General features: G+C 70.8%; 14 protein-coding genes. 8 read left to right on the top strand and 6 right to left on the bottom strand.

Translation table 11 applies throughout. The annotated features are described in order from the left end of the window. Window positions 1-50 precede the first annotated feature (50 nt). Together ACQP2P_RS40145 and ACQP2P_RS40140 are read right to left on the bottom strand one after the other, a co-directional pair. Window positions 51-902 carry a sigma-70 family RNA polymerase sigma factor gene (locus ACQP2P_RS40145; RefSeq protein WP_433610078.1) on the bottom strand — a complete coding sequence of 284 codons (852 nt, stop codon included), beginning with the start codon at window positions 900-902 and terminating at the stop codon, window positions 51-53. A 409-nt stretch (window positions 903-1,311) separates the two neighbouring features. Beyond that, the gene (locus tag ACQP2P_RS40140) at window positions 1,312-2,178 is read right to left on the bottom strand and encodes a sigma-70 family RNA polymerase sigma factor (RefSeq protein WP_433610076.1); all 867 of its coding nucleotides are present in this window, start codon (window positions 2,176-2,178) and stop codon (window positions 1,312-1,314) included. A gap of 92 nt (window positions 2,179-2,270) precedes the next feature. On the opposite strand from ACQP2P_RS40140, the gene flgN reads away from it, so the two are divergent. The 5 genes from flgN (at window position 2,271) to ACQP2P_RS40115 (ending at window position 5,942) form a co-directional block, all read left to right on the top strand. Further along, window positions 2,271-2,861, top strand: a complete 591-nt coding sequence (flgN, locus tag ACQP2P_RS40135; RefSeq protein WP_433610074.1) for a flagellar export chaperone FlgN — start codon at window positions 2,271-2,273, stop codon at window positions 2,859-2,861. Next, window positions 2,862-4,262, top strand: coding sequence for a flagellar hook-associated protein FlgK (flgK, locus tag ACQP2P_RS40130; RefSeq protein WP_433610072.1), 1,401 nt, complete (start codon window positions 2,862-2,864; stop codon window positions 4,260-4,262). It begins immediately after the preceding gene. Between the two features lie 16 nt (window positions 4,263-4,278). Then, window positions 4,279-5,169: a flagellin gene (locus ACQP2P_RS40125; RefSeq protein ID WP_433610070.1), complete on the top strand. Its 891-nt coding sequence runs from the start codon at window positions 4,279-4,281 to the stop codon at window positions 5,167-5,169. 34 nt (window positions 5,170-5,203) lie between these two features. Then, window positions 5,204-5,626: a flagellar assembly protein FliW gene (gene fliW, locus ACQP2P_RS40120; RefSeq protein WP_433610068.1), complete on the top strand. Its 423-nt coding sequence runs from the start codon at window positions 5,204-5,206 to the stop codon at window positions 5,624-5,626. Window positions 5,627-5,744: 118 nt separating this feature from the next. Continuing rightward, window positions 5,745-5,942 (top strand): carbon storage regulator, encoded by a 198-nt coding sequence (locus tag ACQP2P_RS40115; RefSeq protein WP_433619469.1) that lies wholly within the window; start codon window positions 5,745-5,747, stop codon window positions 5,940-5,942. Window positions 5,943-6,061: 119 nt separating this feature from the next. Here ACQP2P_RS40115 and ACQP2P_RS40110 read toward each other — a convergent pair whose 3' ends face one another. Beyond that, a complete protein-coding gene (locus ACQP2P_RS40110; protein ID WP_433610066.1) occupies window positions 6,062-6,190 on the bottom strand; it encodes a hypothetical protein in 129 nt (42 codons plus the stop codon). Between the two features lie 216 nt (window positions 6,191-6,406). On the opposite strand from ACQP2P_RS40110, the gene ACQP2P_RS40105 reads away from it, so the two are divergent. From ACQP2P_RS40105 to ACQP2P_RS40095, 3 genes are all read left to right on the top strand, one after another. Next, window positions 6,407-7,189 (top strand): hypothetical protein, encoded by a 783-nt coding sequence (locus ACQP2P_RS40105; RefSeq protein WP_433610064.1) that lies wholly within the window; start codon window positions 6,407-6,409, stop codon window positions 7,187-7,189. A gap of 213 nt (window positions 7,190-7,402) precedes the next feature. Then, window positions 7,403-8,293: a sporangiospore maturation cell wall hydrolase GsmA gene (gene gsmA, locus ACQP2P_RS40100; protein ID WP_433610062.1), complete on the top strand. Its 891-nt coding sequence runs from the start codon at window positions 7,403-7,405 to the stop codon at window positions 8,291-8,293. A gap of 254 nt (window positions 8,294-8,547) precedes the next feature. Further along, window positions 8,548-9,957, top strand: a complete 1,410-nt coding sequence (locus ACQP2P_RS40095) for an RICIN domain-containing protein (protein ID WP_433610060.1) — start codon at window positions 8,548-8,550, stop codon at window positions 9,955-9,957. A 45-nt stretch (window positions 9,958-10,002) separates the two neighbouring features. On the opposite strand, the gene ACQP2P_RS40090 is transcribed toward ACQP2P_RS40095, so the two are convergent. The 3 genes from ACQP2P_RS40090 to ACQP2P_RS40080 all read right to left on the bottom strand — a co-directional run bounded on the left by ACQP2P_RS40090 (window position 10,003) and on the right by ACQP2P_RS40080 (window position 12,917). Next, on the bottom strand, window positions 10,003-10,638 hold the full coding sequence (locus ACQP2P_RS40090) for a response regulator transcription factor (RefSeq protein ID WP_433610058.1): 636 nt from the start codon (window positions 10,636-10,638) through the stop codon (window positions 10,003-10,005). A gap of 290 nt (window positions 10,639-10,928) precedes the next feature. After that, window positions 10,929-12,200, bottom strand: a complete 1,272-nt coding sequence (locus tag ACQP2P_RS40085) for a sensor histidine kinase (protein ID WP_433610056.1) — start codon at window positions 12,198-12,200, stop codon at window positions 10,929-10,931. A 48-nt stretch (window positions 12,201-12,248) separates the two neighbouring features. Then, on the bottom strand, window positions 12,249-12,917 hold the full coding sequence (locus ACQP2P_RS40080) for a sensor histidine kinase (protein ID WP_433610054.1): 669 nt from the start codon (window positions 12,915-12,917) through the stop codon (window positions 12,249-12,251). Window positions 12,918-13,029: the final 112 nt, after the last annotated feature.

The raw sequence follows: 13,029 nt of genomic DNA, 5'->3' as shown, positions 1-13,029 counted from the left end.
GGGCACGCGTGCGCCGCAGCCGGGCCGTTGCCGGCGAATCCGGGCACTTGTCAGAAGGTTCGCGGCACGCCCAGCGGGTTGGTGAGGTTCAGCCGCGCGCTCAGGTCGCCCTGGGCGGCGATGTTCGCGTAGTACGCCTCGCGCCGGCGCGCCACGCAGCCCTTGTCGCGCGCGGCCGCCACGAGGTGCGGGTCGAGGTGGTTGTTGAGCCCGTCGCGCAGCAGCATCAGGGCCTCGGCGCGCAGCTGGCTGACGCGGGACTCGGTGACGCCGAGCTCGGCGGCGATGTCGGTCATCGGGCGCTCGTCGAAGAAGTACGCGGTGACGACCGTGCGCAGGCGCTCCGGCAGGGCGTTGACGGCGTGGTGGAGGTACCCGATGCGCTCCCGGTGCAGGATCAGCTCCTCGGGGCCGGCGGCCCGCTCGGGCACCAGGTCCTCGGCCGAGCCCGCGCTGAAGCCCTGCAACGACAGGACGACCGCGCGCTGCACGTCGTCGTCGATGCTCTTGAGCTCGTCGACGGCCACGCCGAGGGCCTGCGCCAGCTCGGACCGGGTCGGGGTGCGCCCGAGCGACGCGGTGAGCTCCTGCTGGGCGGTCTCGACCCTTCTGGCCCGGGTACGCACGGATCGGCTGGCCCAGTCCAGCCCGCGCAGCTCGTCCAGCAGCGCGCCGCGGATCCGGGTGGTCGCGAAGCTGCCGAACGGGATGCCGCGGGCGGGGTCGAACGAGCGCGCCGCGCCGGCGAGTGCGGCCATGCCGGCCGAGACGAGGTCCTCGCGCGAGACGTGCGCGGGCAGGCGGCCGAGCATCTCGCGCACGAGATGGCCGACGAGCGGGAGGTGGGTGCGCACGAGCGCCTCTCGCTCGGCGCTGGTCGTCTTGATGGCGGTGCTGGTCACGGCAACCTCTTCGTGGCAGGAGTCGGTACTCGTGGCGGGCTGTGGTGATGGCCCGGCAAGATCCAGCTTCTGTCACTTTGGGTACACAACCGGTCTCTCTCGGTTGCGAACGGGTTGTTCTCGGGAGCGGCCCGGCCTCATCGCCGAGCCGCTCCCGAGTCCCATGTGGGAACCTCCGTGTTCCCGCGTCGTTCCGGCGTCCGTGCCACGCGGTGTCGGGGGCGTCCGTGCCCGGTGCGGGCCTCCATGCCCCGATCCCTCGAACCAGCCGTGCGTCCGTGCCTTGGGCGTCCGTGCCCGGGTGGTGCTCCTACCGCCCCCGAGTCCGTTCGGGCCGCGGCTTTGCAGCGAGTTCGTCCGTCGCCTCCGGAGCATCCGTGGCGACTCGCTGCGGGTCTCGGTGTGCGCCTCACGCGGCGCGGGGCATCCCCAGCGGGGTCGTGACGGCCAGGCGGGCGTTGAGGTCGCCCTGCGCGGCGATGTTGGCGTAGTACGCCTCGCGGCGGCGGGCCACGCAGCCGGTGCCGCCCGGGCCGCCCAGCATCTCGGGGTCGAGGTGGTTGTTGAGGCCGTCGCGCAGCAGCACCAGGGCCTCGGCGCGCAGCTGGCTGATGCGCGACTCGGTGACGCCGAGCTCGGCGGCGATGTCGGTCATCGGGCGCTCGTCGAAGAAGTACGCGGTGACGACCGTGCGCAGGCGCTCCGGGAGGGCGTTGATCGCCTGGTGGAGGTACCCGATGCGCTCCCGGTGCAGAATGAGGTCCTCGGGGCCGGCGGCCCGCTCGGGGACCAGCTCCTCGGCCGAGCCGGCGGTGAAGCCCTGCAGGGACAGCACGACCGCGCGCTGCACGTCCTCGTCGATCGTCTTGAGCTGGTCGACCCCGACGCCCATGGCCTCGGCCAGCTCCGCCTGCGTCGGCGTGCGGCCCAGCCGGCCGGTCAGCTCCTGCTGCATCGTCTCCACCTTGCGGGCCCGGGCGCGCACCGAGCGGCTGGCCCAGTCCAGGCCGCGCAGCTCGTCGAGCAGCGCGCCGCGGATGCGGCTGGTGGCGAAGCTGCCGAACGGGATGCCGCGGCTCGGGTCGAAGGAGCGCCCGGCGCCGGCGAGGGCCGCCATGCCCGCGGAGATGAGGTCCTCGCGCGACACGTGGGCCGGCAGCCGGCCGAGCATCTCGCGGACCAGGTGCCCGACGAGCGGGAGGTGGGCGCGCACGTGGGCGTCCAGCTCCGCGGGGCTCAGGGCGGTGGCGGCGGGGGCTTCGGCGGTGGTGGTCACGGCAACCTCTTCGTGGCAGGAGTTGGTTGGTCGAGAACCAGATTCGCCAGCCCCGGGTGCGGGCCCGGGTGACGCGAAGTTGCGAACCGGGAGTGCTCAAGCCGGACATGGACATGCCGAACTACCGGGCGAACAACGACGCGGATGTGCGACGCGCCGGCCGCCCGGCCGACCCGCCGCGCGAGGGAGAGGCGGAACGGATGACGCTGGCGGATCTCGCGAGCATCCTGTGGCGGGAGCGCGAGATGCTGGAGCTGTTGCTGTTCAAGCTGGAGGAGGAGCAGCTCGTGCTCGCCTCCGGCCGGACGCGCTGGCTCGCGCACGCCACCCGCGAGGTCGAGGTGGTGCTGGAGGAGATCCGGCGCACCGAGGTCGTGCGGGCCGCCGAGGTCGAGGCGATCGGCGCCGAGTTCGGGCTGGGCCCGAACCCGAGCCTGAGCAAACTCGCCGAGGCCGCCCCGGCGCCGTGGTCCGACCTGCTCAACCAGCACCGCAAGGCGTTCCTGACGATCACCGCCGAGGTGAGCGCGATCGCCGAGGCGAATCGCGACCTGCTCACCACGGGGGCCCGCGCGGCGCGCGAGACGATGCTCGCCGTCGTCGGGTCCGTCGAGACCTACGGGCGCAAGGGCGAGACCGTCGCGGCCGCCCCCCGCACCCGGCTGATTGACGAGGCGATGTAGATGAGCACGTTCTCCGGCCTGAACACGGCCCTGTCCGCCCTCTACGCCCAGCGTCGCGCCCTCGACCTCACCGGGCAGAACATCGCCAACGCGAACACCGAGGGGTACTCCCGCCAGCGCGTCGAGCTCTCGCCGGTCGAGAACCTCTCCACGCCGGCCCGCTGGTCGACCAGCCAAGGCGTCGGCGACGGCGTGCGCATCACCGACGTCACCCGGCTGCACGACGAGTTCATGACGAACCGGACCCGGGCCGAGCGGGGGCTCAACGAGTACCTGCAAGCGCACACCATGGTCTTCGGCAACATCGAGCAGGCCCTCGGCGAGCCCAGCGACAACGGCCTGCAGGCCCAGCTGGCGGACTACTGGTCGGCGTGGTCGGACGTGGCCAACCGGCCCGGCGACACCTCCGCCCGCACCCAGCTGCTCTCGCGCGCCAACACCGTCGCCGCGACGATGGGCACGACCCGCCAGAACCTCGACAACCTCTTCGGCGCGACCCGCGAGGCCCTCGACGCCGACGTCGCCGTGGTCAACCAGACCTCGGCCGGCATCGCCGACCTCAACGACCGCATCGCCTTGGCCAAGACGGCCAACATGCCGACGAACGAGCTGTCCGACCAGCGCGACCGGCTGGTGCTGAAGATCTCCGAGCTCACCGGCGCGACCGGCCGGCTCAACGACAACGGCACCGTCGACGTCTCGCTGGGCGGCAACCTGCTGGTGCAGGGCGACACCGTGCGGGAGCTCAAGGCGGTCGGCAGCACGACGGTCGACGGGATCGCGGTCAACCCGGTGCGGGTGGTGTACGCCGACAACAACACCTCGGCCGGCATCACCACGGGCAAGATGGCCTCGGGTCTGGAGGCGCTGACGTCGACCATCCCGAACACGGTGGCGGGCCTGGACAGCGTGGCCAACACCCTCATCCAGAAGGTGAACGCGCAGCACGCCCAGGGCTACGACATCAGCACCACGCCGCCGTCGAGCACGCCGACCCCGCAGCCGGGCGGCGCGTTCTTCACGGGCACGAGCGCCAAGGACATCCGGGTGGCGATCACCGACCCGACGAAGGTCGCCGCGTCGAGCACGGCGACGACGCCGTACCAGGGCGACAACGCCAACGCGCTGGCCGCGATCGCCCAGGACCCCCAGGGGCCCGACACGCAGTACCGCAACTTCGTGGTCGACGTCGGCATCCAGGCCCAGACGATCAACCGGCGCGCCCAGGCGCAGCAGGTCATCGCCGACGACGCCACGTCCGCCGAGCAGGCGGAGTCCGGCGTCAGCCTCGACGAGGAGATGACCAACCTGCTGCAGTTCCAGCGGGCGTACGAGGCGGCCGCGAAGGTGATCAGCGTCGTGGACACCACGATGGACACGCTGATCAACATGAAGAGGTAACAGGAGGAGGGAACGGATGCCCGGCTTCCGCGTCACCGAACGGTCGGTGGCCACGAACACCCTGGCCAACCTGCAGGTCAACCTGCAGAAGAACCAGGACCTGCAGAACCAGCTCTCCAGCGGCAAGCTCATCACCAAGGCGTCGGACTCGCCCGGTGGCGCGGTCATCGCGATGCAGACCCGCAGCGACATGGCGACACTGCAGCAGTACTCACGCAACGGCGATGACGGGATGGGCTGGTTGAACCAGGCCGACACGGCGCTGACCAGCGCCTCGACTCAGCTCAACCGGGTCCGCGAGCTCGTGCTGACCGGCATGTCCAGCGGCTCCGGCGGCAACTCCGAGGCCCGCGAGGCGATCGCCCTGGAGGTCGACAACCTGCGCGGCTCGATGCTCGACCTGGCCAACACCACCTACCTCGACCGCCCGATCTTCGGCGGCACCACCGCCGGCAGCATCGCCTACGACCAGAACGGCAACTACGTGGGCGACAACGGCTCGGTGAACCGCACGGTCGGGGCCAACGCCTCGGTGCGCGTCGACACCGACGCCGCGTCGGTGTTCGGCTCCGGCTCCGGCAACGTCTTCAACATGCTCCAGAAGATCGCCGACGACCTGCGCAACAAGCCCAGCGCGCTGCAGGGGGACCTCGCCAGCGTCGACACGGCGCAGAAACAGGTGCAGACGGGGCTTTCGGGCGTTGGATCCCGATATAATCAGGTTTCACAAATGCAGCAGGCCGCGGAGAACCGGGTGCTCGACCTGAGGACCCAGCTGTCCGACGTCGAGGACATCGACCTGCCGAAGACCATCACCGAGCTGTCCCTGCAGCAGACCGCATATCAGGCGGCGCTGGCCGCGACCGCGAAGGTCATCCAGCCGTCGCTGGTGGACTTCCTGCGGTAGGCCGCGAGGCGGCTCCAGTCATCGTGAGGAATCTATGAGCGTCGCGACCGTTGACAGTCCGGAGACGACCACGCTGCCGGTGATCGACTTCGTCGCGCCGATCCCGGGCTTCCCCGAGGACCGCCGCTTCGTGCTCGTGCGTCTCGACGACGCCGGGGTGCTGTTCTCGCTGAAGTCCGTGGACACCGACGGGCTGCGGTTCCTGGTCGTTCCCCCGGCGCAGTTCTTCCCCGACTACGAGGCCGAGATCGACGACGAGACCCTCGCCGCGCTCGGCGTCGCCGACCAGAGCGACCTGCTGGTGCTGCTCGTGGTCACCGCGGGCGAGGCCGGCGCCGAGGACGCCACCGCCAACCTGATGGCCCCGATCGTCCTCGACCAGCGCAGCCGCCGGGCGGTGCAGCTGATCCTGAGCCACAGTGGGCTTCCGGTGCGCCAGAAGCTCATGGTCGCCTGAACGGGGTGACGCCGGGCATTCCCGCCCGGCGATGCCGACAATTCGGGTACCGTTCGCCTATCGCCCAGCGAAGGAGCGGCTTGTGCTCGTCCTGACCCGACGTCCCGGAGAAAGCGTGATGGTCGGCGACGACGTCGTCGTCACAGTGCTCGACGTGCGCGGCGACGTGGTGCGGCTGGGCATCAAGGCGCCCCGCAGCATCCAGGTCCACCGCGAAGAGGTGTACCGCGAGCTGCAGAAGGCCAACCGTGAAGCCGCCTCGCCGAGTGACGTGGCCGTGAAGGCCCTCAGCAAGATGCTGCGCACCGAGCAGTAGGCCGGACAGCGACACCGGAACCCGGCCGCGACGCGTCGCGGCCGGGTTCCGCGCTCGTTCCGCGCTCGTTCCGGGCCCGTCTGCGGGCCGCCGCTCGCCAGGCCTTGACGGGCCGGGGCTCAGCCGAACAGCGTGACCGCGGCGACCAGCGTGATGCCGAGCAGGATGGCGCCCAGGCCGATGTCGAGCGTCGCCGCGCCACGGTCGCCGCGGGCGGTGCGTGCGATCAGCTTCGCGATGGCCCTCATGTGCGTCCCCCTCAACTCGGTGTGACTCAAGAATGACCGAGGGTGACAGAGTTGGTCTGTCCAGCGGCCGCGCCGATGGCCGCCGCCGTTCACCCGACGGGCCGGTGCGGGGTGGGTGTCGAGCAGGCGCAGGTGGGCAGTCAGCGAGCCATGGCGTCCCGGGCGCGTTTGCCGAAAGTCACCCCTGCGAGGGGTTGTGCGGCTCAGAATGGATTCGTGCCGAAGATCGACACTGGTCTGGCGGCGGTACTGCGGGCTCTGCTCCCGCTCGTACTCTGCGCGGCCTGGCTCGTGGGCGAACCACCCATGACCCTGCAGACCGCCCGGTTCGCCATCGTGATCCCCGGACCGCCGACCGGGCAGCCCGCCGAGGCCGCCATGGACGGCGGGCGCTGCGCGGACCCGGCCGGGACCTGGCTGGGGATGCGCTGGCGCAGCGAGCTCAAGTGGCGGGTCAACGACAAGACGATCCCCGCCTATCTCGGTGACCGCACCGCCGTCGTGAACTCGTTGCGCAGCGCGGCCTACACGGTCGACACGGGGCGCAACGACTGCGGCCTGCCCCAGAACCTCGGGATCTCCGAGTCGTACGCGGGCAAGACCGACCGCACCGCGGGCGTCACCTCCACGGGCGGGTGCGGCCAGCGCGACGGCTACAACGCGGTCTCGTTCGGCCCGCTCAACCAGGGGCTGCTCGCGGTCACGTGCATCTGGTGGTACGGCGGCAAGGAGAACGGCCGCAGCGTCGAGGCCGACATCCTCATCGACGACACCGAGGGCCTGTTCTTCCTGAACACCCCGCCGTCGTGCAGCAACCGCTGGGACCTCGAGGGCACCATCACGCACGAGTTCGGCCACGCATTCGGGCTCGGCCACGTCTCCTACGCCCAGCACGCGGCGCTCACCATGACCGACGGGCTGCCGGACTGCTCGACCGCGTACCGGGGCCTCGGCCTCGGCGACTACCTGGCGCTCAAGCAGCAGTACGGGACCAACTGAGCCGGCTCGCGCGGCGCGCGTTCGCGCCGTCACGACCTGCGCCGGGCGCGCTGACGCTGCGTGCCGCAGGGCTCGGGAGCGCTCGAGCGCCCGCGCGCCGCGGGCGTCCCGGTGGGCCCGGCAACGGCCTGGCACCCCGCGGGGAACGAGGCCCGCAACGCCCGTTGACGATCTTTGAGGGGTCTCGCCCACCCCTGCACCGGAGATCGTCTGATGCTGCGTTCGTTCACGAAGTTCGTATTCGCTCCGGCGCTGGCCCTTGCCGCGACCGCCACGACGCTCGTCGTGGCCGCTGCACCGGCCGACGCCGCCGTGGTCAGTGTTCGCGTCAAGGGCTCGCTCGCCGCTCGCAGTGGCGCCGCCAACTGGTTCGGCCAGACCCGGACCGTCAAGAACAAGCAGAAGCTCACGGTCACCTGCCGCGTGAGCGGGCAGTACCTGCGGGGCAACGTGCGCAGGACCGCGCAGTGGGACCGCACCGCTATCGGCGACTACGTCTCGCACGCGTACGTCTCCGGCAACCCGAAGCTCCCGGTCTGCGCCCCGCCCGCGGCCCCCGCCGCGCCGGCCGCCCCCGCCCCGGCCTCGCCGGTGGCCGCGGTGCCGATGGGCCCGACCGGCACCATGACCAACGAGCAGTTCCTGGCCGCGTCCATCCCCGCCGCCCAGGCGAGCCAGCGCGACACGAAGGTGCCCGCGTCGGTGACCCTGGCCCAGGCGATCCTGGAGTCGGGCTGGGGGCGCAGCTCGCTGTCGGCGAACGACAACAACTTCTTCGGCATGAAGTGCTTCAACAACGCGCCGGGCTCCTACGCGGCGGGCTGCAAGGCGTACTCCACGCAGGAGTGCAACGCCGCGGGCGCCTGCGTCACGACGGTGGCGACGTTCCGCACCTACCGCACGTCGGTGGACTCGTTCCGCGACCACGGGGCGAGCCTGAAGTCGCTGGCCCGGTACGCGGCCGCGTTCAACTACACGACGGACCCGAACCAGTTCATCGCCGAGGTCCACAAGGGCGGCTACGCTACGGACCCGCTGTACACGACGAAGGTCGTCGCGCTGATGACGAAGTACAACCTGTACCAGTACGACCTGAAGATCTGACCCCACGGTCTCGGCGGCGGCCGGCGCTCGGTACACCCGGGCTCCGGCCGCCGCCGCTGCATGCGCGGGTCGCGGAGGGCTCGCGGCCGTGAGGGATGCGCAGCCGTGCGGACAGTAAACAAAGTTCAACAAATCGCTCTTGGGCATTGTTCTGTGGCGATTTAGTAGGACACACTGGGCGTTCCTGACCCCTCCGCCAGTGAGAGATGCCCATGTTTCGATTGCAGTTCAGGCCGCGGCCCAAGGTCCTTGCCATGGTGGCGGGGGCTTTGCTGGTCGTGGGGATCGGTACGGCGCCCGCGTGGGCGCAGCAGCAGCGGCAGGGGCCGCCGGACCCGACGATTCCGGCGAATGACCATGCGCGGGGTCTCGTGTACGACGGGTTCAAGGTCGGGACGGGGCGGTGCAAGGGGCTGTTCGAGCTCAAGAACGTCGCGGGGGCGTGTACGCACGGGCCGGATGCGGCGTTCGCGGGCACCGATGTGACGCGGTCGGTGGCGCCGCTCGCGGAGTCCAAGAGTGCGGTGCAGGCCGCGGGTGCGGCGAGCATCGTGTGTGACGGGGACGGGCAGTCGGGGAACCGGGTGCAGGTGCTCTACATCCACGGTTCGGGCAACGCGGATCGGTACAGCCAGTATGTGGCGTCGATCCGGACCTGGACGCAGGGTGTGGACGACATCTACAGTGCCAGCGCGGCGCAGACCGGCGGGGTGCGGCACATCCGGTTCGTGACCGACGGTTCGTGCAACATCTCGGTCACCGACGTGGCCATCGACAACGGGTCGCTGTCGGACTTCGGCAACTCCGTCAACGCGATCAAGGCGCAGGGGTACAACCGGGCCGACCGGAAGTACCTAATGTACGTCGACGCGACCGCGCTGTGCGGGGTGGCGTACGTGACGCTGGACGACCGGCCGGGGCAGGACAACGCCAACAACTCCGGGGCGAGTTTCAGCCGGGTCGACTCCGGGTGCTGGGGTTCGGGGCCGGCGGCGCACGAGCTCACGCACGCGATGGGTGCGGTGATGAGCAGTTCGCCGAACCACACCGCCTACGGCCACTGCACGGACGACTACGACATCATGTGCTACAACGACGGGCCGGGCACGGTCCTGCGGGTCGTGTGCGCGGACCAGGCCCAGGACAATCGGCTGGACTGCAACAAGGACGACTACTTCAACACCAACCCGCCGGCCGGGTCCTACCTGGCCACGCACTGGAACACGGCCAACAACCGCTTCCTGCTCACCACCGGCGGCTCGGGCGGAGGGTCGAAGACGGGCCCGGTGACGCTCGTGCAGCTCGGCAAGTGCGTGGACGTGAACAACTCGGGCACGGCCAACGGCACGAAGATCCAGGTCTGGGGCTGCAACGGCACGGGCGCCCAGCAGTGGACGCTTCCGGGTGACGGTACCGTGCGGGCGCTCGGCAAGTGCCTCGACGTGACGTCGGCCGGCACCGGCAACGGCACGAAGCTCCAGCTGTGGGACTGCAACGGCACGGGCGCCCAGCAGTGGACGTACGTGTCCGGCACGCAGGCGCTGCGCAACCCGGCTTCGGGCCGCTGCCTCGACGACCCGAACAGCAGCACCGCCGACGGCACCCAGGTGCAGATCTGGGACTGCAACGCCACCAACGCCCAGCGGGTCACGATTCCCGCGTGACGCGATGATGGCCCGGCTCCAGGGGGAGGAGCCGGGCCATCACGTTCAGGCGGCGTCGGCGGAGACCAGCAGGCCCTGGTTGACCGCGGCCATCAGCGCCTGCGAGCGGTTGTTCACGCGCAACTTGCTGTAGAGGCGCGACACGTAGGTCTTCACCGTCGCCTCGGACACGGCCAGGCGCTGGGCGATCGTGGGCAGCGAGAGCCCGTCGCGCATCAGCGACAGCACCTCCTGCTCGCGCTGGCTGAGCAGGCCCGACTGGCCCCGGCGGCGCGACAGCGCGGAGGACAGCCCCGGCGCGGTGAACGAGTGCGGGGCGACCGCGGCGTGGCGGATCGCGGCGAGGACCGACGGGATCGGGGCGGCCTTGGTGACGTACGCCGAGAGGCCGGCGTCCAGCGCCCGGTACAGCAGGTTGTCGTCGCTGACCGCGCTGAGCAGCACCACGCCGAGGTCCGGGCTCGCGGCGCGCAGCTTGCGGGCCAGGGAGATGCCGTCGGTGTCGGCGAGCGAGGCGTCGATCGTCACGACGTTCGCGGCGGTCTCGGCCACGACGCGCTCGGCCTCGGCCGCGCTGCCGGCCTCGCCGACGAGGGTGATGTCGGGAACCGTGGCCACGACCCGGTTGAGACCGAGACGGAGAAGGACGTGTTCGTCGACGGCGACCAGTCGGATCGTCATCAAGGGGCTCCTAAGCGAGGGTGTGGCCTGGGCGGTTGACCTTGCCCGACCAGCGTCGCAGCGGGAGCATCGGTGCAGCTAGAGGCTGCAATGCAGCTGCGCTCGTCGGCACCCGTGCTGCAACGGGGGACAATCGGACACCGGCCGACACTTGTCCTCAACCAGGCTGATTCGCGTGTCCAGGGCCGCCCGGACGGACCTCACCGGGGCCGGGTGGCGTGCTCACCGAGCCCGGCCGGCGGGGCGTGCGGGAGCGGATCGGCCCGGCGCACGAGTGCGCCGGCTGGGCCTCAGCTGACGAGCGCCAGGCGCACCTGGTCGGCCGGCTTGGGCAGGGTGATGCGCATCGTGGTCCCGCCGCCCGGGGTCTCGGCGATGACGAGCGTGGCGTCGTGCGCCTCGACGATGCGCTGGCACGTCGCCAGGCCGATGCCGGAGCCCTCGATGTCGGTGCGCAGCCGGGTGAACATCTCCAGCACCCGCGGGCGGTCCTGCGCCGGGATGCCGATGCCGTTGTCGGCGATGTTCAGCGTCCAGCCCGTCTCCGACTCGTCGGCGGTGAGCGAGATGCGGCAGTCGCGGCCGCGGTCGCGGAACTTCAGCGAGTTGCTCACCATGTTCTGGATCAGCACGCGCAGCTGGGTGGCGTCGCCGACGACGGTGGGCAGCGGGCCGACCTCGACCTCGGCCTGGGAGGCGGCGATCGCGGTGCCGATGTCCTCGACCACCTGGCGGGCGATCGCATCGAGCGACACCTCGGTGAACGACGGCCGGCCGCCGAGGGAGGCGTGGGAGAGGACGTCCTCGATCATGCGCCACATCCGGGTCGCCGAGGACAGCGCCCGGTCGACGCAGCGCTTGGCGTCGGGGTCGGCGGCGACCGCCGGGATCTCGGAGAGCATCGCCACGAAGCCGAGCACGCCGGTGAGCGGGTTCTTGAGGTCGTGGCTGACCTGGCCGGCGAAGTGCTGCAGCGAGGAGTTGGAGCGCTGCAGCTCGCGGCTCGTGCGGTGCACCTTGTCCAGGGCCTGCTCGAGCATCTGGCCGTGGCGGTGCAGCTCCATCACGTCCATGACCATCTTCGCCAGCTTGTCGAGACCCTCGCGCTGCTCGGCGCTGAGGTCGTGCGGCTCGCTGTCGAACACGCACAGCGTGCCCAGCACGTGCCCGTCGCGGTCGCGCAGCTGGGCCGAGGCGTAGAAGCGCACGTCGTCGATCTCGCCGGTGACGAACGGGTTGCCGGCGAAGCGCGGGTCCTGCGTCGCGTCGCGCACGACCACCGTCTCGGGCTCCACCATGCTGATCGCGCACATGGAGTCCTCGCGGGAGCACGTGTTCGCCTCGAAGCCGAACGCGGCCATCTGGATCTGCTGGGTCGCCGAGATGATGTTCACCACCGCGTTGGGCACGCCGCAGACGTACGCCGCCAGCTCCACCACCGAGGGCAGGTCGGGCAGCGGCGGGCCGCCGACGATGCCGTAGCCGGCCAGCGACCTGAGCCGCTCCTGCTCGTCGTCCGGGATCGGGAACGACTTCGGCTCGATGAACGCGGAGGTGCTCATGGGCCCGACCATAGGCGGGCAAAGTTGCAGCCGGTCGCAAACGCGGGGTCAGCGGGTGGGGAGGGAGATTCGCACGGTGACTCCCGGCCGGTCGACCGACGTGACCATGCTGCCGCCGTGCCGCGCGGCGATCTCGCGGCCGAGCATGAGGGCCAGGGCGCCGGTGCGGTGCTCGTCGGGCTGCTCGGGGTGCGGGATGCGCATGGACAGCAGCCGCTCGGGGGTCAGCGCGGCGCTCGTCGCCCCCGACACGACCACGCACCAGCGCCCGCCGGCGAACGAGGCCTCGATCTCGGCCGCGCCCATGAGCGTCACGATCTGCACGGCGGTGTGGAACAGCTCGCGCAGCAGCACGCGATCGCCGAGGAGGTCCGGCCCTTCGGCGCAATGCAGCGGTACACCCGGAAAATCCAGCAGCTCGTGGACCGGCAACGGGGCCCGGTCCAGCGGCGCCTCGGCCGTCTCCAGGCTGCTGAGCAGGAGCAGGTCGGCCACGATGACCTGCATGTGCTCCGCGTTGCGCCGGATCGCGCCGATCGCGGACCGGCGGTCCTCGGCGGTGAGCGGCAGCGCGTCGTCGGACGACTCGAGCATCGTGGCGAACGTGATGATCGAGGTCAGCGGGGTGCGCAGCTCGTGCGACGCGACCCGGATGAACTCCGTGCGCAGCTGGGCGAGGTCGGTGGCCGGTTCGTTGTCGGCCGGTTGGTCGTCCATCAGCACCCGCTCGGTCCTCCGGAAACGTTACAGGACATGTCATTACATTGCGTAGGATATGTGTGTACCGACAGTAAGCGACACATGTCGCGTTCGCTGCCGGCGAGGAGTG

Origin of the sequence: Dactylosporangium sp. CA-139114, from assembly GCF_050955725.1 — a bacterium.
Classification (GTDB): Bacteria; Actinomycetota; Actinomycetes; order Mycobacteriales; family Micromonosporaceae; genus Dactylosporangium.
This window is presented reverse-complemented; position numbering and strand designations above follow the sequence as displayed.